At 70.7% G+C, this 21,075-nt stretch carries 20 protein-coding genes; 12 read left to right on the top strand and 8 right to left on the bottom strand.

What is annotated here, in order from left to right; genetic code table 11:
- Window positions 1-102 precede the first annotated feature (102 nt).
- A complete protein-coding gene (locus AB0I98_RS45395; RefSeq protein WP_362951944.1) occupies window positions 103-1,227 on the top strand; it encodes a hypothetical protein in 1,125 nt (374 codons plus the stop codon).
- 10 nt (window positions 1,228-1,237) lie between these two features.
- Here AB0I98_RS45395 and AB0I98_RS45390 read toward each other — a convergent pair whose 3' ends face one another.
- The 4 genes from AB0I98_RS45390 to AB0I98_RS45375 form a co-directional block, all read right to left on the bottom strand.
- A complete protein-coding gene (locus AB0I98_RS45390) occupies window positions 1,238-1,858 on the bottom strand; it encodes a cytochrome b/b6 domain-containing protein (protein WP_362951943.1) in 621 nt (206 codons plus the stop codon).
- Window positions 1,842-2,603: a molybdopterin-dependent oxidoreductase gene (locus AB0I98_RS45385; protein WP_362951942.1), complete on the bottom strand. Its 762-nt coding sequence runs from the start codon at window positions 2,601-2,603 to the stop codon at window positions 1,842-1,844. The genes AB0I98_RS45390 and AB0I98_RS45385 overlap by 17 nt, the downstream gene beginning before the upstream one ends.
- A 67-nt stretch (window positions 2,604-2,670) precedes the next feature.
- Window positions 2,671-4,218 (bottom strand): APC family permease, encoded by a 1,548-nt coding sequence (locus AB0I98_RS45380; protein ID WP_362951941.1) that lies wholly within the window; start codon window positions 4,216-4,218, stop codon window positions 2,671-2,673.
- A gap of 58 nt (window positions 4,219-4,276) precedes the next feature.
- On the bottom strand, window positions 4,277-5,227 hold the full coding sequence (locus tag AB0I98_RS45375; RefSeq protein WP_362951940.1) for a hypothetical protein: 951 nt from the start codon (window positions 5,225-5,227) through the stop codon (window positions 4,277-4,279).
- Window positions 5,228-5,626: 399 nt separating this feature from the next.
- Between AB0I98_RS45375 and AB0I98_RS45370 the strand changes: the two genes are divergently transcribed.
- From AB0I98_RS45370 to AB0I98_RS45340, 7 genes are all read left to right on the top strand, one after another.
- On the top strand, window positions 5,627-6,529 hold the full coding sequence (locus tag AB0I98_RS45370; protein ID WP_362951939.1) for a DMT family transporter: 903 nt from the start codon (window positions 5,627-5,629) through the stop codon (window positions 6,527-6,529).
- 12 nt (window positions 6,530-6,541) lie between these two features.
- Window positions 6,542-7,075 carry an NUDIX domain-containing protein gene (locus AB0I98_RS45365; protein ID WP_362951938.1) on the top strand — a complete coding sequence of 178 codons (534 nt, stop codon included), beginning with the start codon at window positions 6,542-6,544 and terminating at the stop codon, window positions 7,073-7,075.
- 2 nt (window positions 7,076-7,077) lie between these two features.
- Entirely contained in the window at window positions 7,078-7,470 is a 393-nt protein-coding gene (locus AB0I98_RS45360) for a DUF202 domain-containing protein (RefSeq protein ID WP_362951937.1), read from the top strand.
- Window positions 7,467-7,796 (top strand): DUF202 domain-containing protein, encoded by a 330-nt coding sequence (locus AB0I98_RS45355; protein WP_362951936.1) that lies wholly within the window; start codon window positions 7,467-7,469, stop codon window positions 7,794-7,796. Before AB0I98_RS45360 ends, AB0I98_RS45355 begins: the two co-directional genes overlap by 4 nt.
- A 164-nt stretch (window positions 7,797-7,960) precedes the next feature.
- Window positions 7,961-8,257: a hypothetical protein gene (locus tag AB0I98_RS45350; protein ID WP_362951935.1), complete on the top strand. Its 297-nt coding sequence runs from the start codon at window positions 7,961-7,963 to the stop codon at window positions 8,255-8,257.
- Between the two features lie 170 nt (window positions 8,258-8,427).
- Complete coding sequence (locus tag AB0I98_RS45345) at window positions 8,428-9,450, top strand: phosphotransferase family protein (RefSeq protein WP_362951934.1); 1,023 nt, start codon at window positions 8,428-8,430, stop codon at window positions 9,448-9,450.
- Between the two features lie 6 nt (window positions 9,451-9,456).
- The gene (locus AB0I98_RS45340; RefSeq protein WP_362951933.1) at window positions 9,457-10,671 is read left to right on the top strand and encodes an acyl-CoA dehydrogenase family protein; all 1,215 of its coding nucleotides are present in this window, start codon (window positions 9,457-9,459) and stop codon (window positions 10,669-10,671) included.
- Window position 10,672: 1 nt separating this feature from the next.
- Here AB0I98_RS45340 and AB0I98_RS45335 read toward each other — a convergent pair whose 3' ends face one another.
- Genes AB0I98_RS45335 through AB0I98_RS45325 form a run of 3 tightly spaced genes read right to left on the bottom strand, consistent with a single transcriptional unit; the run spans window position 10,673 to window position 13,739 of the window.
- The gene (locus AB0I98_RS45335; RefSeq protein WP_210574765.1) at window positions 10,673-11,266 is read right to left on the bottom strand and encodes a TetR/AcrR family transcriptional regulator; all 594 of its coding nucleotides are present in this window, start codon (window positions 11,264-11,266) and stop codon (window positions 10,673-10,675) included.
- 44 nt (window positions 11,267-11,310) lie between these two features.
- Window positions 11,311-12,978, bottom strand: a complete 1,668-nt coding sequence (locus tag AB0I98_RS45330; RefSeq protein WP_362951932.1) for an AMP-binding protein — start codon at window positions 12,976-12,978, stop codon at window positions 11,311-11,313.
- On the bottom strand, window positions 12,975-13,739 hold the full coding sequence (locus tag AB0I98_RS45325; RefSeq protein WP_362951931.1) for an SDR family oxidoreductase: 765 nt from the start codon (window positions 13,737-13,739) through the stop codon (window positions 12,975-12,977). Before AB0I98_RS45325 ends, AB0I98_RS45330 begins: the two co-directional genes overlap by 4 nt.
- Window positions 13,740-13,899: 160 nt before the next feature.
- Here AB0I98_RS45325 and AB0I98_RS45320 point away from each other — a divergent pair, with 160 nt between their 5' ends.
- Complete coding sequence (locus AB0I98_RS45320) at window positions 13,900-15,132, top strand: DUF1343 domain-containing protein (RefSeq protein ID WP_362951930.1); 1,233 nt, start codon at window positions 13,900-13,902, stop codon at window positions 15,130-15,132.
- A gap of 80 nt (window positions 15,133-15,212) precedes the next feature.
- Window positions 15,213-16,532, top strand: coding sequence for a serine-threonine protein kinase (locus AB0I98_RS45315; RefSeq protein ID WP_362951929.1), 1,320 nt, complete (start codon window positions 15,213-15,215; stop codon window positions 16,530-16,532).
- 16 nt (window positions 16,533-16,548) lie between these two features.
- On the opposite strand, the gene AB0I98_RS45310 is transcribed toward AB0I98_RS45315, so the two are convergent.
- On the bottom strand, window positions 16,549-19,344 hold the full coding sequence (locus AB0I98_RS45310) for a penicillin acylase family protein (RefSeq protein ID WP_362951928.1): 2,796 nt from the start codon (window positions 19,342-19,344) through the stop codon (window positions 16,549-16,551).
- Window positions 19,345-19,543: 199 nt separating this feature from the next.
- Here AB0I98_RS45310 and AB0I98_RS45305 point away from each other — a divergent pair, with 199 nt between their 5' ends.
- Both AB0I98_RS45305 and AB0I98_RS45300 read left to right on the top strand, forming a co-directional pair.
- Window positions 19,544-20,152: a hypothetical protein gene (locus AB0I98_RS45305; RefSeq protein WP_362951927.1), complete on the top strand. Its 609-nt coding sequence runs from the start codon at window positions 19,544-19,546 to the stop codon at window positions 20,150-20,152.
- Between the two features lie 112 nt (window positions 20,153-20,264).
- Window positions 20,265-20,993: a 3-keto-5-aminohexanoate cleavage protein gene (locus tag AB0I98_RS45300; protein ID WP_362951926.1), complete on the top strand. Its 729-nt coding sequence runs from the start codon at window positions 20,265-20,267 to the stop codon at window positions 20,991-20,993.
- Window positions 20,994-21,075: the final 82 nt, after the last annotated feature.

Below are 21,075 nucleotides of genomic sequence, written 5' to 3'. Positions count from 1 at the left end.
GAAGCTGCTTCCCGGACAGGGGCGCGCGTCCCATCATGGGGGGGACCTCCTCGGCGCGGGCTTGTTCAGTCACGCCCGGGGGCCGATCGCATCGGGGGCGGCATGGCGGTATCACTCGGGGCGCGTATATCCGGTCTGCTGATCGCCGGAGCACTGGCGATCGCGACGGCTGCCGCGTGCGGCGGGGACAGGGGCGATGCCGCGGGCGGCTCCGGTGGTGGGGGCGCGAGCATCTCGGGCGGGGTCGCGAGCGGCGGTGAGGGCGAGGGCGGGGCGAGCGGTACCGGCGGGCCCGTCGGGAACACGCCGATGTGGGGACCCGATGGTGGGGACGGCGGTGTTGGCGCGACCGGTGGGACGACCGGCGGTTCCGGCGGGACCAACGGGTCCGGTGGGACGAGCGGTTCGGGCAGTGGTGACGGCTCCAGCGGCGGGCACGGTGGCTCCACCGGCGGCGGCGGACGCGTCGAGGCTCCCGGCTGGCTGCCCCAGGGACCGAAGTCGCCCGACAGCGACCGGACCGCAGACCCGGAGAGCGTCTACGACGCGCTCGGTGAGCGCCCCGAGAAGTGCGGGGTCACCGCCGGGCTGATCCCGGCCGAACTGCCGGACGACGACTGGCGCGTGGTCCGGGCCCTCGCCGAGGCCTGCAAGGCCGTTCAGGGCCAGGGCGGCGACTGGGACACGGCGGCCGCGGACTACGCGGCACTGCGGGGCAGGCTCACCGGTTGCAAGGGACGCGCCGCCTACGCCGTACTCGGCGACGTGCTGCGATTCCACCGCCAACATCCCTCCACCACCGTGCGGTTGACGCCCTCCACAGACAAAGGCAGCGACGTCTGCGACTTCCGGATCGTCTCCGTGGACGTCGGCGGAGACGGCGAGGCGAAGCCGGGTGACACGATCACCGTCCGGGTCGGCGGCATCCACTTCGACAAACGGGAACTGCTCAGCGCCACCGGGGTCGTGACTGTCGCCGGACTACCGGCGCTCCCCGCCCCGCAGCAGGACCACGGGCCGGAGCCCCGCGACCAGTTGACCTTCGAGGTCGTCGTCCCGGTTCCCCCGCCCGGCACCTATCCGCGGAACGCCGACGTGAGCATCGCGTACGGCGGGACGGCGACACTGGACGACGCCTTCACCCTCGTCGCCCCCAGCACCACGGGCTCCGCGAGCCCCTCGCCGGTCGAGTCGTCCGGCACCCCGTCGAGCGGCCCGTCCTTCTGAGCGATCGCGTTCACGGCCGCCAAAGGGAATGCTCCCGGTCCGCCCACTCCCGCGACACGGACCCCGTGCGCAGACCGCGGCGGGCCTCCGGGTCGGCGAGTGCCATGCCGATGTGGCCGGCGAGGACGATGCCGATGGTGAGGGCGAGCCAGTCGTGGACGAAGGTCGCGCTGGTGCGCCACATCAGCGGGGTGAGGTGGGTGAACCACATGATCAGGCCCGTGCCCAGCATGACCAGCGTGGCGCCGGAGATCCAGGCGGCGTAGATCTTCTGCCCGGCGTTGAACTTGCCCGCCGGACGGGCCGCCGCCCGCTTGTCGCGGCGCAGGGCGGCGCGCAGCCAGACCCTGTCGTGCGGTCCGAAGCGGTTCAGGAAGCGCAGGTCGGCACGGAAGGCCCGGGAGGCGAGACCGGCCAGCACCGGGACGGGCAGGGCGAGTCCGGCCCATTCGTGGATACGGACCACCAGCTCGCGGCGGCCGACGAGTTCGGCGAGTTCGGGCAGGTAGAGAACGGCCGCCGTGACCACGCAGATGCCCATCAGCGCGGCGGTCAGCCGGTGCACCCACCGTTCGGCCCGGCTGAACCGGCGGACCTCCGCGGCCGGGGGCGCCTCAGCTCGTAGGCTCATCGTCGCGTCCGTTCGAGCGGCCGACCCAGGCGTCGATGTCGTAGCCGCGTTCCTCCCAGTAGCCGGGCTTCACCTCGTCGGTGAGGGTGATGCCGGAGAGCCACTTGGCCGACTTGTAGAAGTACATGGGGGCGACGTAGAGGCGGACCGGGCCGCCGTGGGAGTGGCCGAGGTCCTTGTCCTGCATGCGCAGGGCGACCAGGACGTCCGCGCGGCGGGCCTGGTCGAGGGTGAGGCTCTCCGTGTAGGTGCCGTCGAAGCAGGTGAAACGCACCGCCCCGGCCGTGGGGCGCACTCCCGCGGCGTCCAGCAACCGGGACAGGCGTACCCCCTCGAAGGGTGTGTCCGGGACGCGCCAGCCGGTGACGCACTGCACGTCCTTGACCATCCGGGTCTGCGGCAGCGCCCGGAGGTCGGCCAGGGTGTAGGTCTTCGGGCGGTCGACCAGCCCGTCGACGGTGAGCCGGTAGTTCCCGGCGTTCTTGTGGGGGACGGAGGACGCGACCGAGTAGTAGCGGAAGCCGCCGCCGTTGGGGAGCAGGCCGGTCAGTCCCGTGGGGTCCTTGTCGGCCGCGTTGCCGAGGAAGGACTCCAGGCCGCGTTGGAGGGTGGGCGCGGCGACCACGCCGAGGGCGCCCAGGCCGAGGGTGCCGAGGAGGACCCGGCGGCCGATCGGCTTGCCGCGTTCCTCGGGTTGTTCGGACTGCTCGGGCCGCTCGGGTTGTTCGGGCTGTTCGGGGGTCACTCGTTCATTCGAGCACCCGCGGGCCCTGCGGGACCAGGGTTCGCGGGTGCTCGTCAGGTTTCCGTAATCAGTTCCCGGCGTCCGCCTCCGCCGCCTTGTCCAGTTGGAAGGCCTGGTTGCCGAGGCCGATGCGGGCGTGGGTCTCGGGGGCGCGGGAGCGCAGCAGCAGGCCCTGGACGAGGCCGATGACGAGGGCGGCGGCGATGATGCCGGGGAGCAGCCAGCTGAGGGACGAGTCGGGGCCGGTGCCGACCAGGACGTCGAAGTCCTTGACGGTGTAGCCGGCGATCACGAGCAGGGCGATGCCGGCCAGCATGGAGGTGACCAGCCGCCAGGCCTGGGTGCCGGCGGCGCCGCGGCGGGCGAAGAAGACGACCACGGAGAGGGAGGCCAGCGCCATCAGCACGATCACGCCGAGGGCGCCGACGTTGCCGAACCAGGTGAACAGGTGCAGGACGGGCGCGGTCGGGTCGCCGGTCGGCTTGTCGTCGGCGATCGCGAAGGCGATGACGACCACGGCGGCCACGGCGGTCTGGAGGAGCGATCCGGTGCCGGGGGCGCCGCTGGTGCCGGTGGTGCGGCCGAAGGCGGCGGGCAGCAGTCCCTCGCGGCCCATGGCGAAGGCGTATCGGGCGACGACGTTGTGGAAGCTGAGCATCGCCGCGAACATGCCGGTCACGAACAGGATGTGCAGCACGTCGGTGAAGGTGCCGCCGAGCCGTTCCTCGGTCAGGAAGAACAGCAGCCCGGCGCTCTGCTCGCGGGCCGTGCCGACGATCGCGGACGGTCCCGCGGCGACGGTCAGGGCCCAGCTGCTGAGCGCGAGGAAGACGGCGACGCCCCCGACGGCGAGGAACATCACGCGCGGGACGAGGACATGCGGACGGCTGGTCTCCTCGGCGTACACCGGCGCCTGCTCGAAGCCGAGGAAGGCGGCGATGCAGAAGCACAGGGCGGTGCCGACTCCGGCGCCGCTGAGCGTGTCCGGGTTGAAGGCGTGCAGGGACAGCCCCTCGGCCGCCGGGTCGGCCACGGCCGCGATGTCGAAGATGACGACCAGGGCCACCTCGACGATCAGCAGCACGCCCAGCACGCGCGCGTTGACGTCGATCTTCAGCCAGCCCAGCGCACCGACGACGGCGGCGGCCGCCAGCGCCGGTATCCACCAGGCGACCTCGACCTCGGCGTAGGTGGCGAACAGGCCGGAGACCTCGAAGCCGAAGATGCCGTAGATGCCGACCTGGAGGGCGTTGTAGGCGACGAGCGCGACCAGGGCGGCGGCCGCTCCGGCGGTGCCGCCTAGGCCGCGGGAGATATAGGCGTAGAAGGCGCCCGCGTTGTGGACGTGGCGGCTCATCTCGGCGTATCCGATGCCGAAGAGGACGAGGACCACGCCGAGTACGACGAAGAGCAGCGGCTGTCCGACGATGCCCATCACCGCGAATGTGGTGGGCATGACACCCGCGACCACCATGAGAGGGGCGGTCGCGGCGAGGACGGAGAGCAGCAGGCCGCCGGTGCCGAGGCGGTCGGCGCGCAGGGCCCGTTCCTGTCCCTTGAAGGTACTGATGCCTGAATCGGGGGCGGTGCTCGTATGCGAACTGCCCGTCGTCATCGGGGCCGTCCTTCCTGGTGGGGACATGGGTGGCGAGGGATGGGGCGATACGGGGCGGTCAAGCCGTGCCGAGTGCGGTGGCGCGTGCGGCTCGGAACGCGGAGTGCGGGTCGTGGTCCGGGTACGACCACGGGTCGGGGGTGGCATGCTCGCCGATGCGGTGGAACAGGGCGGCGGCCTCGGCGCCGCGGCCTTCGCAGACCTTGGCGTGGGCGAGGAAGTTCAGGTCGACCAGGCGGCGCGGATGGCCCTCCTGCTCCCACTCCAGCCACCAGTCGAAGGCGGCCTTCATCACCTGCCGGGCCCGGCGCCCGGACCAGTGCCCCGAGCCGGCCGGGTCGGCGGGCACCTGGCCTGCGGCGGCCAGCGCGCGGTAGCGCTCGGCGTGCGCGACGACCGGGAGGATCGCGAGCGGCGAGTCCGCGGGCGCCTGCTCGGCACAGTGGGCCGCGAACTCGTAGACCTCGTGCAAGGGGTCCGGGCCCGTCCTGGCGCGGCGCTCGGCGAGCCGAGCGACCATCAGATGGTGCGCGTGATGGTGGTCGGCGTACCGGGCGCGGATCTCGCCGAACAGCCGGACCGCCTCCTCCTCGGCGCCGAAGCGGCGCTCCAGCATCAGCAGGCCGAGCCATGGCGTGGGGTCGGCGGGCTCGAGCGCGGCGGCGGCATGGCAGGCCTCACGGGCCCGGACCGGCTTCTCCTTGCCCCGCAGCGCGCGCCGGACCAGGGAGAGGGCCAGCAGGACTGAGGCGTCGGCGGAGTCGGGCTCGGCGAGCAGCCAGTCCCGCGCCCAGGCCGTGCTGTAGGGCTCCTCGGCGAGAACCGTGACGCGGTGGCCGCGGCGGTCGAAGTCGTCGCCGGTGTGCGCGAGCAGCGAGCGGGCCGCCTGCCAGCGCCCCTGGGCCAACGCTGCGCGGGCGGCGGCGAGTTCGGCGTCGTCGAGGGCCGGGTCGAAGGCCTGGGCCGCGCGTCTTCGGGCACGGCCGAGGGGTGGCGGAGGTGGGGGCACCGCAGGAACTTCCTCACGCGACGCGCGCAGTCGTCGTCGGTCTCGGTTTGCCATCAAGTGATCACGCACAGCAAACCCTCAGCCAACACATCGCGTCAAGGCCCACGAAGTCGTTACACGCGTCAACTCTTGTTACAGCAGAGACACTTGTGGTTCATCGGCCCAGCGAGACCACCGCATGATCACCACACCGCGCCTCTTGACTGTGGCGCACGCCATAGCGTCCCTCGCCCGGCCGTCGGAGCATGGCGTGACGGTCGTGCGACCGCCCTTGATCGAGGGGTGCCGTGACCGAGTCCACTGCCCGGTTCGGGCACTCCCAGGGGCACACCGGGCCCTGGGGCACTACAGTCGGCCGGACGTCGCCCCCGGCCCGGCCGAACGATCGAGGTACGCAGCGTGTCGCTTCAGGTTCTGATTCTCGCCGTGAGCGCCGCATGCTGCCTGGGCTTCGGCTTCGTCCTCCAGCAGAACGCGGCCCAGCGGGCGCCCCTGAACGACTTCCTCTCCCCCCGCCTGCTCCTGGACCTGATGAAGGTGCCGCGCTGGCTGGGCGGCCTCGGACTCATGGTGGCCGGCATGGCGCTCGGCGCGGTCGCGCTGGGCCAGGGCGAGATATCCCTGGTCGAGCCGCTGCTCGCGACGAACCTGCTGTTCGCGATGGCCCTCTCCCGCCACCAGACCAAGCAGCCGCTGGGCAGCCAGGGCTGGGCGGGGCTCGCCCTGCTCGCGGGCGGCGTGACCGCGTTCATCATGGCAGGACAGCCCACCGGCGGCGCCGCGATCACCGACCCGATGCGCCACTGGCTGATCATCGGCGTGATGGTCGGAGCCGCGCTGCTGCTCACGACGTACGCGAAACGCTCCCGGCTCAGCTCGGGCCCGGCGCTCCTCGCCGTGGCCGCCGGTCTGCTGTACGGCGTGCAGGACGCGCTGACCCGGGTGAGCGGCCAGCGCTTCTCCGAGGGCGGCTTCGTCGAGCTGATGACCGGCTGGCAGCCGTACGCCGTGCTGGTGCTCGGCGTCACCGGCCTGGTCCTGGTGCAGAGCGCGTTCGAGACGGCGTCCCTGCGGATGTCCCTGCCCGCCCTGACCGCCGCCCAGCCGCTGGCCGGGATCGCCTGCGGGGTGGGCTTCCTCGGCGACCAGTTGCGCACCGACCCGGGCGCGCTGGCCTGGGAGTCGGCGGGCCTCGCGGCCATCGTCGTCGGGATCGTCCTGCTGGGCCTGCACCCGGCCATGCCGTCCGGAGCGCCGGTGCGGGAACGGGCAGGGGCTCTGCAGCCGAGCCGCCTGAGCTGATTTATTGACGGCATGAGCGCTGCTGACGAAATCCTCGACATCGTCGACGAGAACGACCAGGTCATCGGCCGGTCCCCGCGCGGCGAGGCCTACGCCCGCGGGCTGCGCCACCGCTGCGTCTTCATCCAGGCCCGCGACACCGCCGACCGCCTCTTCGTCCACCGCCGCACCCCGACGAAGCTGGTCTTCCCCTCCCTCTACGACATGTTCGTCGGCGGAGTCGTCGGCGCGGGCGAGTCCTACGACGCCGCCGCCCTCCGCGAGGCCGAGGAGGAACTCGGCGTCTCGGGTCTCCCGCGGCCCGAGTTCCTGTTCAAGTTCCTCTACGACAACGGCGCCGGCCAGAGCTGGTGGTCGGCGGTGTACGAGGTCCGCTGCGACCTCCCCGTACAACCGCAGACCGAGGAGGTGGCCTGGCACGACTTCCTGCCGGAGGCCGCGGTGGAGCGACACCTGGCGGAGTGGGAGTGGGTGCCGGACGGGCTGGCGGCGTATGAACGGCTGAGGGCGTTCAGGTCGGGCAATTCCCGACCGGTATCGTCCTGAGCGTGATCGATTTCGCTCGGAACGTCCGTCTGTGGTTCGCCCCACAGGAGATCCGCGACGAGGGGACCACCCCCGACTACCGCTTCTCGCTGGCGAACGAGCGCACCTTTCTGGCCTGGCTGCGGACCGCCCTCGCGCTGATCGGCGGCGGCTTCGCGGTGGACCAGTTCCTGCCGGACCTGCGGTGGGGCTGGCGCGTCGGCCTCGCGCTGGCGCTGCTCGCCGCGGGCGTGCTGTGCTCGCTGCGCGCGGTCAACCACTGGATCCGCTGCGAGCGGGCCATGCGCAAGGGCGAGGATCTGCCGGTGTCACGGTTCCCGGCGGTGCTGAGCCTCGTCGTCGCGATCGTGGCCCTCGCGATGGTCGTCGTCGTGCTCGTCGGCTGGGAAGGGTGACCGCCGAACCGGCCGGCGGCCCGACCAGGGACCCCGGACTGCAGCCCGAGCGCACCCGGCTCGCCTGGCGGCGTACGACACTCTCGGGCACCGCCGCCGCCGTGCTCGCGGTGAAGACGGCCCTGCACGGCGGCGCGACGGCGACCGGTGTCCTGGTCTGCGCCCTGTGCGTGGCCCTCTGGCTGGGCTTCCTGCTGGTCGCCCACCGCCGCATCCGCACCCTCGCGGCGGCCCACGTCCCCGCGGCCCTCACCCCCCGGCAGGCGACGGCGGCGGTCCTGTGCACGGTCGCGCTCGCGGTGTGCGCGGCGGCGCTGGTCTTCTAGGGCCCGCCTGTTCAGGACGCATCCCCGAATGCGAGCGCCTGAGGCCCGCCGTAGCGTGTGTAGCCGGGCGCCACACAGGCGGAATGACCGGATACGCACTGTTCGCGTGGCAACCTGTCCGACGTCATCGGACGTACCAGCCGAGCATCCGAAGGTGAACCAGCATGACCGTCCTGCACCAGGAACACGCCACCCACCCGCACGCCCACGGACCGGACTGCGGGCACACCGAAGTGCCGCACGGAGACCACGTCGACTACGCGCACGACGGGCACCTGCACCGCGCGCACAGCGACCACTGGGACGAGTGCGAGCCCGCCGGGCACACCGCCCACGAGGGCCACGACCACCAGCACGGCGAGGACTGCGGACACCTGCGGGTGCAGCACGGCGACCACATCGACTACGTGCACGACGGCCACCGGCACGCCGCCCACAACGGCCACTGGGACGACCACTGAGCCGACCCCCGGCCTGACCGAGAAGCACCCCCCGACAGCTCCCCGCGGCACCGCCCGGGGAGCCGTCGGCCTAGGGTGGCCCCGATCACGTTGGCTCCCCGCACTGGACGGCATACCGACCGGTCGGCATCATGGTCGGGACCCGTTCTCGCGTCGGCAAAGGAGCAACGATGAGCGCCGATCACCCGCCAGGTCTCGATCTCGACCGGCTGCGCGGGCTGCTCGACAGTGAGCGGCCCGGTCTGGTCCACGGCCCCCTGACCGGCCGGCTGATCGAGGGCGGACGGTCGAACCTCACCTACACGGTCTCCGACGGCACCTCCCGCTGGGTCGTACGGCGCCCTCCGCTGGGCCATGTCCTGGCCACCGCGCACGACATGAAGCGCGAGCACCGGGTGATCAGCGCGCTGCACCCGACGAACGTACCGGTGCCGCGCCCTGTGCTGATGTGCGAGGACGAAGAGGTGCTCGGGGCGCCGTTCTACGTCATGGAGTTCGTCGAGGGCACCCCGTACCGCACGGCCGACCAGCTCGCCCCGCTCGGCCCGGAGCGCACCCGCGGCGCGGTGCTGTCCCTGGTGGACACGCTCGTCGAGCTGCACGCGGTGGACCCGGCGTCGGTCGGCCTGGCGGACTTCGGCCGCCCCGAGGGCTTCCTGGACCGGCAACTGCGCCGCTGGGGCAAGCAGTTGGACGCCTCCCGCAACCGTGACCTGGCGGGAATCGACGAACTGCACGCCGCCCTCGGCCGCGACCTGCCCCACTCCCCCGCCCCGACCGTCGTACACGGCGACTACCGGCTCGACAACGTCCTGATCGGTGACGACGATCGAATCAAGGCCATCCTCGACTGGGAGATGTCGACCCTGGGCGATCCGCTCACCGACCTCGGCCTGCTGGTGATGTACAGCACGCCGCTCGGCACGCCCGACTCCCCGGTCTCCACGACCGCGGAGGCCGCGGGGCACCCGGAGCCGGCCGAACTGATCGAGCGGTACGCCCAGCTGTCGGGGCGCGACGTCTCCGCGGTCTCCTGGTACACGGCGTTCGCCTGGTTCAAGCTCGCCGTGATCCTCGAGGGCATCCACTACCGCTACACCCTGGGCCAGACCGTCGGCCCCGGCTTCGACCGCATCGGCAACCTGGTCCCCGTCTTCATCGAGCACGGCCTCACCACCCTTCAGGAAGGCTGATCCGCCATGGACTTCGCGTTCGACGCGCGCACCGAGGAACTGCGCGCCAAGCTGCTCGCCTTCATGGACGAGTACGTCTATCCGGCCGAGTCCGTCGCGGAGGAGCAGCGCGCGCGGCTGGCCTCCCCGTGGGACACCCCGGCCGTGGTCGAGGAGCTGAAGGCCGAGGCTCGCCGGCAGGGCCTGTGGAACCTCTTCCTCCCCGACTCCGAGTACGGCGCAGGACTGACCAACCTCCAGTACGCCCCCCTCGCCGAAATCACCGGCCGCTCCCCGCAGTTGGCGCCCACCGCGCTGAACTGCGCCGCACCGGACACCGGCAACATGGAGGTGCTCGCCCAGTTCGCCGACGAGCAGCAGAAGAAGCAGTGGCTGGAGCCGCTGCTGGCCGGTGAGATCCGCTCGGCGTTCGCGATGACCGAGCCGGAGGTGGCCTCCTCGGACGCCACGAACATCACCACGCTGATCCGGCGGGACGGCGACGAGTACGTCATCACTGGCCGCAAGTGGTACATCTCCGGGGCGATGAACCCGGACTGCAAGATCTTCATCGTGATGGGCAAGACGGACCCGGACGGCGCCGACATCCGCCGCCAGCAGTCCATGATCCTGGTCCCCCGCGACACCCCGGGCGTCACCGTCGAGCGCGCCATGCAGGTCTTCGGCTACGAGGACCACTACCACGGCGGCCACGCCGAGGTGATCTTCGACCACGCGCGCGTGCCGGTGTCGAACCTGATCGGCGAGGAGGGCGGCGGCTTCGCCATCGCCCAGGCCCGCCTCGGCCCCGGCCGCATCCACCACTGCATGCGGCTGATCGGCATGGCCGAGCGGGCGATCGAGCTGATGTGCCGCCGGGCGGTCGCGCGCGAGGCCTTCGGCAAGGCGCTGGCCCAGCAGGGCGTGGTGCACAACTGGATCGCCGACGCGCGGGTCGCGGTCGAGCAGCTGCGGCTGCTGGTCCTGAAGACGGCCTGGATGATGGACACGGTCGGCAACCGGGGCGCGCACACCGAGATCCAGGCCATCAAGATCGCCACTCCGCGCACGGTCGTCGGCATCCTCGACAAGGCGATCCAACTGCACGGCGCGGGCGGTGTCAGCCAGGACTTCCCGCTCGCCGAACTGTACGCGGGCGCACGGACGTTGATGATCGCCGACGGCCCGGACGAGGTGCATCAGCGGTCGCTGGCGCGACGGGAGCTGAAGAAGTACCTGTGACTCAGGGTCTGAGAGCCCGCAGGAGCAGGTCGGCCAGGTGGTCGGCGACCTCCTGAGGGCTCATCGGGCCGTCGGGGCGGTACCAGGTCGACAGGTGGTGGACGGACCCGAAGTGGTAGTCCACCACCAGGTCGGCCGGGGTCGCCTTCGAGAAGACTCCCGCCTGCTGCCCTTCCTCGATGAGTGCGCGGAAACGTTCGTGGTAGAGGCGCCGCTCGGCGCGTACCTGCTTGTTCTTCTCGGGGCTCAGATGGTGCATCGAGCGGAAGAAGATCATCGCGTCGTCGAGGTTCTCGATCGTCGTCACCACGACATCCGCCGCCGCGTCCCGCACCCGCTTCTCGATCGGCTCGTCGGCGCCCGCGAACGCGTCGAGCCGCTCCTGCTGGACGCGCAGCACGCGCGCGTACACCTCGTGCAGGAGGTCGTCCTTGGAGCCGAAGTAGTGGTAGAGCGCCCCCTTGGTGACGCCGGCCGACTCGACGATCTCCTGCACGGAGGTGCGGTCGTAGCCCTGCTCCGCGAAGAGCCGGGTGGCGGCGGCCAGCAGCCGCTGCGGGACGGGCGTACCGTCTCCGTCCGTCGTCCTGGGCACTGCCGCCACCTGCCTTTCCGAGCTGTCTGCTGTTCTCTTGTTCTTCACTGACCGTCTTGCGGCCGGGAACGAAGCTCCCGACGGAGGATCTTGCCACTCGCCGTCTTGGGCAACTCGGGCAGGATCTCCACCTGCCGCGGATACTTGTAGGCGGCCAGTCTCTCCTTGCAGTACGCGGCCAGCGCACCGGGGTCCGTGTCGGCGCCCGGACGGAGGCTGATGTACGCCTTGACGGTCTCTCCGCGGTACCCGTCCGGCACCCCGACGACGGCCGCCTCACGCACCGCCGGATGCGTGTACAGCACGTCCTCGACCTCACGCGGCCACACCTTGAAGCCGGACGCGTTGATCATGTCCTTCTTCCGGTCGACGACGTACAGCCACCCCTCGGCGTCCATGAACCCGATGTCACCGGTACGCAGCTCGCCGCCCGGGAAGGTCTCGGCGGTGGCGTCGGGGCGACGCCAGTAACCGGGGACGACCTGCGGTCCCCGTACGAGGATCTCGCCCTGCTCCCCGAACGGCACCTCCGCGCCCCGGTCGTCGACGATCCGTACGACCGTGTCCGGCCCCGGCACCCCCACGGCCAGCGTCCCGGACACCGCGTCGACGGGCGCCTCCCGCCCCGGCGGCACGGAGGCACAGGGCGCGGTGCACTCTGTGAGGCCGTACCCGTTGCGGATGTACGGCCCGAAGCCCGCCCGGAACTTCTCCACCAGCGCGGGCGGCAGCGGAGCACCGCCGGAGGAGATGATCCGGAACGAGGAGAAGTGGTCCGGGGTGACGTCCGGATGGGCGGCCAGCGCCATGAAGGCGGTCGACGGGCCGACGGTGTAGTGCGGCCGGTGCTCCGCGAACGCGTCCAGCACGACACCCGCCTCGAAGCGGTACGCCAGCACCAGCGTGCCCGCGCTGTTCAGACACGCGCCGAGCTGGCAGACCATCCCGGTGATGTGGAACAGCGGCGCCAGCGCGAAGTACACGGGCTCCTCGGGCAGCCCGAGCCCGGTCCGCTGCCGCTCGGAGTTGTACATGATGTTGCCGTGCGTGTTGGTGGCGCCCTTGGGAGTGCCGCTGGTGCCCGAGGTGTAGCTGATCAGCGCGATGTCGGAGGGCCCCGGGTCACGCCCCTCCGGTGCCTTGTTCCCCTGCCGCGCGACGACCGTCAGATCGTCGGCATCGGCGGCCTGCGGCAGCCGCTCGAAGGACAGCACGCGCGCGTCGTCACGAGTCTGGAAGTCCAACTCACAGGCGGTGAGCACGATCCGCACCGGAGAGCCCTGTGCCGTCTCGCGCAGATACGACTCCCAGGCCCGGTCGGCGCAGATCAGCGCCGCCACGTCACCGTCCCGCAGCACATGGCCGACCTCCCCCGCCTTGTACATCGGGTTCACCGGCACGACGACCGCGCCCGCCTTCCAGGCGCCGAGCAGCGCCAGCACGAAGTGCGGCGAGTTCTGCAGCAGCACCGCGACCCGGTCACCACGCTCCAGACCCCGCGCGGCCAGATGCCCGGCGACGGAGTCGCTCAGCTCGTCGACCTCGCGAAAGCTCAGCCGGGCATCGAAGTAGGCGAGGCAGATACGATCCGGCGTCTCGCCGACGGCCCGACGCAGCGCATGCACGAGCGAGTCGACGGGATCGATGGGAGCACGCTGGGCGTCGTTCAGCAGCCCCAGCCAGGGCCGCTCGGCATAGCGGGAGCCGGTCACTCGGCCGCCTCCCACTTCTGCTGAAGGTGGTTCATGTTCGTCAGCCAGCGGTCCGGGTCGGCGGCCCGTGCCTGGTAGTACCCGGCGACCTCGGGATGCGGCAGGATCAGGAACCGGTCCTCCTCGATCCCCTGGAACAGCGCGTCCGCGACATCCTCCGGCTCGATCGCGGTCGGCTTCAACACCAGATCGCCCGCACTCCCGGTACCGGCCAGCATGTCCGTCCGCACGCCTTGCGGACAGATCGCGTGCACCTTGATCCCCCGATGCCGATACGTCAACGACAGCCACTCGGCGAAGGCGTACGCACCATGTTTGGTCACGCTGTACGGCGCGGCCCCGATCATGGTGAGCAGCCCCGCGGCGGACACGGTCGACACGAACCGCCCCCGCCCACGCTCCAGCCACCCCGGAATCAGCTCCTGCGCGGCCCGCACATGCGCCATCACATTCACATCCCAGGCCAACGCCCAGACCTGCTCACCAGCCCCCTCGGACCCACCCGAGGGAAGCCCGGCATTGGCACAGTAGACATCGACGGCACCACCGAGAGCGTCGCGGGCTTCGCCAACAATGGCCGAGGCGTCGCCGGGCACGGCAATCCCCCCGACCTCCTCAGCAACAGCCTTGGCCTTGCCGGCGTCCAGATCATTGACGACAACCCGGGCCCCCGCAGCGGCAAACCGCCGCGCCAGAGCAGCCCCGATCCCCCCTCCAGCCCCCGTAACGACGACTCCGGCACCCTGAACGGCTTCCACCATCGGTCTCCTTCGACTGCGGCTCCTGCGAGCCAGACTAACCGGTCGGTATGTGCTAGAGGAAGGGCAAGAAAAGTGCCGCCAGGGGCGCGGGGAACTGCGCGACAAGCCACGAACTACGGACAGCTTCCACACAACCTGCGGGAGCAATACCGTGCACCCCATGCGCCTATCCAGACGAGCCCTCCTCGCAGCGACAACGGCAGCAACCGCACTCTCCAGCGCACCTCCCGCCTCCGCGACCCAGCGCCGCAGGCAAACCGGCTTCGAGCGGCTGGCCGGCGACGGCTACACCGCACTGAACGGCGACCGAGTCGGAATCGTCACCAACCCCACCGGCATCACCAGAGACGTCCGCCACATCGTCGACGTCATGCACAACGACAACCGAGTGAACCTAGTGGCCGTCTTCGGCCCCGAACACGGCTTTCGCGGCACCGCCCAGGCAGGCGGCTCCGAAGGCCGCTACGACGACCCGGCAACCGGCCTCCCCGTCTACGACACGTACCTCAAGAGCGGCCGCCCCCTCGCCGACATCTTCACCGCGTCCGGCGTCGACACGATCGTCTTCGACATCCAGGACGTCGGCGCCCGCTTCTACACGTACATCTGGACGCTGTACGACTGCATGGAGGCGGCCCAACTCGCCGGCAAACGCTTCGTCGTGCTCGACCGCCCGAACCCGGTGACCGGCCGCGAGGCCCAAGGCCCGGTCCTGCACAAGGAGTTCGCGACGTTCGTCGGCCGGCAGCCGATCTCGCAGGCGCACGGCATGACGGTCGCCGAGCTGGCGCACCTGTTCAACGGGGAGTTCCTGAAGGCCCCGGTCGAGCTGGACACCGTACGGATGACGGGGTGGAAGCGGTCGGAGTTCTACGACGCGTCCGGGCTGCCGTGGGTACCTCCGAGCCCGAACATGCCCACCCCCGACACCGCCCTTGTGTACTCGGGGACGTGTCTCTTCGAGGGCACCAACCTCTCCGAGGGACGCGGCACCACCCGCCCATTCGAACTGCTCGGTGCCGAAGGCATCGACGGGCGCTGGGCCGCCGAGGTGAATCAACTGGGCCTGCCTGGCGTCCACTTCAGGGAGGCGTACTTCGCTCCCGTCTTCTCCAAGTTCCAGGGGAAGACCATCGGCGGCGTACAGATCCATGTGCACGACCGGGCCGCGTACGACCCCGTGCGCACCGGCATCGCGCTGCTGGTGACCGCCAAGAAGGTGTGGAGCGGGTTCGCCTGGCGGTCGGACAACTGGATCGACAAGCTCACCGGCTCCACGCGGGTGCGCACGGCGATCGACGCGGGAGCCGGTACGGACGAGGTGGTGGCGGGCTGGCAGCAGGAGCTGGCGGCGTTCCGGAAGGTGCGGAAGGAGTATCTCCTCTACAGATGACTCCGGCCGTCTGGCCAACCCCGCCCGGCCGCAGGACGATGCCACGCATCGCAGGACATCGGGGGACAAGGGGGCCCGGCATGGCGGATCCGGAGATGGGTGTGACTCCCTACTGGGAGCTGACGTTCGACGCGGACGGCGACGTGAACGGCAAGCAGCTCGACCGGCTGCTCGCCGGTGTCGCGGACCGGAAGGTCGGTGACCTGATCGTCTTCGCGCACGGCTGGAACAACGACCGCTCGATCGCGACCCGGCTCTACAGCCGCTTCTTCGCACCGTTCCCCCAGCTCGCGCCCAAGGCCAGGCTCGGGTACGTGGGTGTGCTGTGGCCGTCGATGCGGTTCTCCGACGAGCCGATCCCCGACTTCCCACGGTCGGTGGCGGCCGAGACGTCCCAGCAGCCCGCGCTCGACAAGGACACCCGGCACTCGCTGCTGGAGACCTTCCCCGGCCGGGCGACCGTGATCGACCAGATCGCGCGCCTGCTGGACCAGCAGCCGCGTGAGGAGGCCGAGTTGGAGGAGTTCGGCCGGCTGGTGCGGCTGCTGGTGGAGGTCGTACCGCCGGGGCCGCAGGCGCTGTTCGCGGCGGACACGCTGGCGGAGGGGGTGCCGCAGAGCGAGCCGCGGATGTTCTCCGGGTCCGCGGCGACGGCCTGCGACGAGTTCGCGCAGGCGCTGGCCGGTCTCGAGTCTCCGGGCGGCACGGCCTCCTTTTCCCTGCCCAACCCCTGGAAGGGCGCCCAGGAGCTGCTGCGGCAGGCGACGTACTACGCGATGAAGCGGCGCGCGGGAACCGTCGGGGAGCGCGGGCTCGGCCGGGTCGTCGGGCAGTTGGCCAAGGCCGTGCCGCACGCGCGCGTGCATCTCGTCGGGCACAGCTTCGGCGGGCGGCTGGCGTCGTTCGCGCTGCGCGGGCTGCCCGAGGGGGTGCGCACGGTGAAGTCGGTGACGCTGCTCCAAGGGGCCTTCTCGCACTACGCGTTCGCTGCTCGGCTCCCGCACGACGCGCGCGCGGGAGGGGTGCTCCAGGGCCAGCAGAACCGCATCGACGGACCCCTGGTGTGCTGCCACTCCCACCACGACTCGGCCCTCGGCACGATGTATCCGCTGGCCTCACGCATGGCGGACGACGATCGGACGGTCCTCGGCCTCGACGTCGGGCGGATGCTCGGCGACAAGTGGGGGGCGATGGGGCACAAGGGGATGCGGGCGGTGCCGGGCACGCGCGCGTTGACGCTCGCCGACGCACTGAAGAAGGGCAAGCTGCCCGCGTCGGGGTGTGTGAACGTCGACGCGGCCGCCGTGGTCAAACGCGGCGGCCCGCCGGCCGGCGCGCACAGCGACATCGCGCACCGGGAGCTGGCGCAGGTGGTGCTGGCGGCGGGCCGTATCGCCTGACCCGCCGCCCATGGACTCACCTATGTGACGTGAACTCGACCACCTGCTGGTACGTCGGCCGGTTCTGCCAGCTGATGTTGGGGTGCTTGATGCCGCCCAGCGTGCGCTGGTTGATCGAGTCGGCGCACCACTGGTTGCCGGCCGCGCACAGGTCGTCGCCGGGGTAGACCTGGGCCGGGGTCTTGCCGGCCGCCTCCTTCAGCGTGCTGATCAGGGTGTCCCGGCACGCGCTGAGGCTGCCGCCGCCGCAGTACTTCTGCGCGAGCGGACCCTGCACGGTCTCACCGAGCACCGCCCGGATGTCCTTGTCGACATAGCTCCACCAGCCGTACTGGAAGGCGCTTCCGGCATGGGCTCCGGTCGGGCCGTGGGCGGCCGACGGGGTCTCGTCGATCGGCAGGTTGGCGGTGATGGCGTCGTACAGCTCGCTGCCAAGGCCGGGTTCGAACTCGGCCTTCACCAGCAGTGGCCACCACGCGTCCAGGATGCGGATCGCGTCGGCATGGGCGTACGTCTTCGAACCGGCCGACGTCTCCGTGCGCTTGGACCCCGCCGTCACCCACGCGGACAGCTTGTCGACCGCCGCCTTGGCCGTGGCGTCGGTCACCGTCGAGCTGTTGACGACCTTGAGCAGATCCGGCAGCACGTCCTCCGCCCGCAGGTCGGCGAGCCCGGCGTCGGCCATCGCCTTGGTCAGCGAGGCCCGGGTGACTCCACCGGTGGCGACCAGTTTCTTCACCCGGTCCTCCAGCAGATTGCCGCGGTGTACGGACCCGACGCCCCAGGGCGCGGTCGTGTAGTCCTTGGCCTGCTTGTTGTTCCAGGAGATGTAGTAGTCCTGATCGATGGAGTTCGGGTGCGCGGACGCGGGCGTGTAGTCGGCGGTGTTCGTCGCCGGGGTCCAGTTCTTCCACTCGTACGCCGGCCGCGCCCACACCGGGAACTCGGCGTCGACGCCGGTCGCCCGTACCGGGTTGTCGCCGCTGTTGTAGTACGCGGTGTGCTCGGAGTCGACGTAGAACCAGTTGAACGTGTAGTTGATGTGCTGCACCGCGCGCTGGAAGGTCTGCGGGCTGTTGACATAGCCCGGGTCGTTGAGCATCTGGAAGCCGATGATCGAGTCGGCCTCGTGCAGGAAGGACGAGCGCAGGGTGGTGTAGGCGACCTTCTTGCCGTCGACGGTGGCCCGGTACTGGACGGGGCCGTACTTGGTGCGCCAGACCCGCATCGTGTACGAGCCCGCCGCCGTGCCGTCGGCGGTGGTCGGCTTCCAGGCGTTCTTCTGCTCGACCTTCTCCATCGCCGTACAGGTGCCGCGGTACAGGTAGTGGTAGTCGTCCTGGCACAGTTCGACGGCGTAGCTGTCGATGATGTCCTGGCCGGAGGTCGTGGCGCTCCACGCGTAGTCCTGGCCGCGGCCCAGTTCGACGTACATGCTCAGCCCCGCGAAGGAGGCGCCGCGGGCGCTGAGACCCGGGCCCTGGATCTCCTGGAGCATCAGCAGCTGGGGCGCGAAGTACCCGGTCTGCGGCCCGAAGACGGCGACCGGGTGGCCGCTGGCGGTGTGCTCGCCGCTGACCACCAGGGCGTTGGACATACCGCGCTTGGCGGAGGAGAGGGCGGTGTCGGTCGCGGTGCTCGACGTGCTGGCGGCACTCGACGTCGAGGCGCTGCCCGTACGGTCGTACACCAGCTGTTCCTCGTTCACCGAACCGGCGTCGGGCATCGCGGCGCCCTGCGGGTCGTCGGGCTTCGAGGCGTAGGGGAAGCTGCCGTCGTGGAGGGTGAGGACGGCCTCGGGGTCGTTGCGCTCGCGGAAGGACTCCCAGACCTTGGTGCCCTCGGCGACGCCGTACTTCTCCTGCGCGGCGAGCAGGGACAGCGCGTTGTTGACCTCGCCGCCGCCTCCGGAGCCGAACAGGGCGCCGATGACGGAGGCCAGCGCGACCAGGTCGGTGAGCTTGAAGTGCTGGATCGTGCCGGCGTTGGTGATGGAGTCCTTGTGGCCGGTCAGGACGTACTCGCCGGGGAAATAGCGGCCTTTGTCGGAGGCGTCGATGTAGGCGTTGATGCCGGCGATGTACGCCTTGACGTCGGCGAGGGCCTGCTGGCCGCGCTCCCCGTTGCTGGCGACGGCGTTGTCGATCTGCGCCTGGAGGTCGGCCTCGGTGTAGGGCGCGGTGCGCCAGAACTGCTGCTCCAGGCCCTGGTTGGAGGCCGCGCCGCCCGCGAAGGGGGTCAGCTGGCCGCGTCCGACATGGCGGAAGACATCCATCAGCCACAGCCGGTCCTCGGCTGCCGCATAGCCGGCGCCGAACTCCGTGCCGTATCGAGTGGTACCGGTGATGTGCGGCACACCCGTCTTCTTGTCGCGGACGATCGTCACGTCGCTGCGGCCGGCGGGCTTGACGGTGGAGGCGACTTGATCGGCGGGGACCCCGAACGACGCGTCGTTGAAGAACGAGTTGATCGTGGAGTTGGTGAGGCCGGAGTGGCCGGTGGCCAGGTTGGCGTAGGGGCCGAGCTGGTCCTCGGCGTGGGCGGGCTGGGTGCCGAAGGCCTGGTTCAGGATGATTTGAGCAAGGGTGGCGTTGCCGTTCTGGCCGGCCGGGAGGATGTCGGAACACTGGCTGCCGCAGTGGTCGGTGACCGCCGCCACGTCGGTCTCAGCGGTCTCGGCCGCCGCCGCTTGGGAAAGCGGGGACAAAAGGCCGGCAATCAGGACGCATACGGAAGCCGACTTCAGGAACCCGGGCAATCTACGGGGAGTTCTCAGTCTGGCGAGTGCGGTGCGCGGTGTGCGCCGTGGCATGGCAGCTCCTACCGACGGGGGGTGGGCCGGACGTTACCGCCGGTATCCCCGAGATGGAAGGTGAACATGCGTCAACTTCTGGAGGTCATGGAAAAAGGATGGAGCCGAATCGCGTGTCGATACGTCTATTCGGCAACGTCCGAACGACGACGCCGAAGTAACCGAAGTACAGGTGCAGGTGTGACGGAGGTGCAGGGCGATGGCCGGTTTCCGGAGTCTGGCGAGACAGGTGCGAGATCCACGGTGCGATCTGGCGCTTCGGCGCTACTCGCTCCGCAAGTGCCTTGAGCGGTTCGCTCCGTACGGGCACAGGGCGACCTGGGACCATTTGTGCTCCCGGGCAGGGTTCGGTCCCGAGGACCGGTCGCCCGATCCAGCGCGGCTCGTGGCCGCGTTGGACGAGCTGGAAGAGGCGCGTTCGGTGTGGCTGGCCTACGAGGTCGGGTTCGCCGAGCGGCGCAAGAAGGAAAAGCACGATGGACTGCGCAGGCCGGGCAGCGTTGATGACTGGCACCGGCTGACCTGGGGCGGTTTCGGAGTCGCCTGGTGCGACGATCCGCGGGTCCACCCGCGAGAGCCCCTGGCCGAGGTACTGCGCCGACTGATCTCCGCCCTTGAACGCGAACCGGGGTCCGACTGCCCGGTGTGCGGCGGAGCGCGTCTGATCTGGAAGTACGACCTGGCCCATGAACCCTCTTCGGGCCCGGTGTGCACGGACTGCGGCATCGTGGTGCCGCGTCCGGTGCTGACGTCCGAGGCGCTGGCCACAGCCAGGCGCGGACGGTTGCTGGTGTCCGCGTCCGCATAGGTACGGCGGGGGTGCGCCGGGGATGCCGCACCCCCGATTGAACGCGGTGAACTGCGGTGCCGGAGCTGCGATGCCGGAGGGCGTTGTCAGTGGTGGCTGGCACCATCTAGGCATGGTGCAGGTGTGTCTCAACGGGGCCCGGGGGGCCGCCGACGGTGCCGGGGTGCCGCTGTCGCCGGAGGCGATGGCCGAGTCGGCCGCGCTCGCCGTCGCGGCCGGAGCGACGGACGTCCATGTTCATCCCAAGACGCCTTGCGGGCAGGATTCCTTGTCGCCGCGGGTGGTCGCGGCGACGCTCGATGCGATACGGGCGCGGGTGTCGGTGCCGGTCGGGGTGACCACCGGTGCGTGGGCCGAGCCTGATCCGGTGGCCCGGCTGGAGCGCGTGCGTGCGTGGACGGTGCTGCCCGATCACGCCTCGGTCAACTGGCATGAGCCGGGCGCCGAGGAGATCGCCGCCGTGCTGATCGAGCGTGGGGTGGGCGTGGAGGCGGGGATCTGGTCCGGGACGGACGGGGCGAGTCGCTTCGCGCGTTCGCCGCTCCGGGGTCAAGTCCTGCGGGTGCTGGCCGAGGTGACGGATCCGTCGCCGGACACGGCTGAGGAGAGCGCGCGGGTGTTGTTGGCCGACCTGGGTTCCGCGCATGGTCGGCCGGTGTTGCTCCATGGGGAGGACGGGGGTGCGTGGCCTGTGCTGCGGCTGGCGGGGCGGTTGGGGCTGGCGACGCGGATCGGGATGGAGGACACGGTGGTGCTGCCTGATGGGGGGTGGGCTGGGTCCAATGCGGAGTTGGTGGTGGCGGGGGTTCGGGAGTATGAGGGCGGGCGGGCTTACCAGTGACCGTGGGCTGAGTGGTGCACGGGGTGAGGGCTGGGCAGGGGTGGGTCGCGCGGCCCGGCGCGGTGGCTGAGGCGGGGTGGGT

Origin of the sequence: Streptomyces sp. NPDC050211, assembly GCF_040656035.1 — a bacterium.
In the GTDB taxonomy this organism is placed as follows: Bacteria; Actinomycetota; Actinomycetes; order Streptomycetales; family Streptomycetaceae; genus Streptomyces.
The sequence above is the reverse complement of the archived record's forward strand: the minus strand, read 5'-3'. Positions and strand labels throughout refer to the sequence as shown.

Coding starts and splice junctions, on each gene's coding strand:
- AB0I98_RS45315 (WP_362951929.1), top strand. CDS start 15,213: ATGGCGGATCCGGAGATGGGTGTGACTCCCTACTGGGAGCTGACGTTC.
- AB0I98_RS45300 (WP_362951926.1), top strand. CDS start 20,265: ATGGTGCAGGTGTGTCTCAACGGGGCCCGGGGGGCCGCCGACGGTGCC.
- AB0I98_RS45365 (WP_362951938.1), top strand. CDS start 6,542: ATGAGCGCTGCTGACGAAATCCTCGACATCGTCGACGAGAACGACCAG.
- AB0I98_RS45320 (WP_362951930.1), top strand. CDS start 13,900: ATGCGCCTATCCAGACGAGCCCTCCTCGCAGCGACAACGGCAGCAACC.
- AB0I98_RS45380 (WP_362951941.1), bottom strand. CDS start 4,218: ATGACGACGGGCAGTTCGCATACGAGCACCGCCCCCGATTCAGGCATC.
- AB0I98_RS45325 (WP_362951931.1), bottom strand. CDS start 13,739: ATGGTGGAAGCCGTTCAGGGTGCCGGAGTCGTCGTTACGGGGGCTGGA.
- AB0I98_RS45345 (WP_362951934.1), top strand. CDS start 8,428: ATGAGCGCCGATCACCCGCCAGGTCTCGATCTCGACCGGCTGCGCGGG.
- AB0I98_RS45340 (WP_362951933.1), top strand. CDS start 9,457: ATGGACTTCGCGTTCGACGCGCGCACCGAGGAACTGCGCGCCAAGCTG.
- AB0I98_RS45310 (WP_362951928.1), bottom strand. CDS start 19,344: ATGCCACGGCGCACACCGCGCACCGCACTCGCCAGACTGAGAACTCCC.
- AB0I98_RS45305 (WP_362951927.1), top strand. CDS start 19,544: ATGGCCGGTTTCCGGAGTCTGGCGAGACAGGTGCGAGATCCACGGTGC.
- AB0I98_RS45395 (WP_362951944.1), top strand. CDS start 103: ATGGCGGTATCACTCGGGGCGCGTATATCCGGTCTGCTGATCGCCGGA.
- AB0I98_RS45350 (WP_362951935.1), top strand. CDS start 7,961: ATGACCGTCCTGCACCAGGAACACGCCACCCACCCGCACGCCCACGGA.
- AB0I98_RS45390 (WP_362951943.1), bottom strand. CDS start 1,858: ATGAGCCTACGAGCTGAGGCGCCCCCGGCCGCGGAGGTCCGCCGGTTC.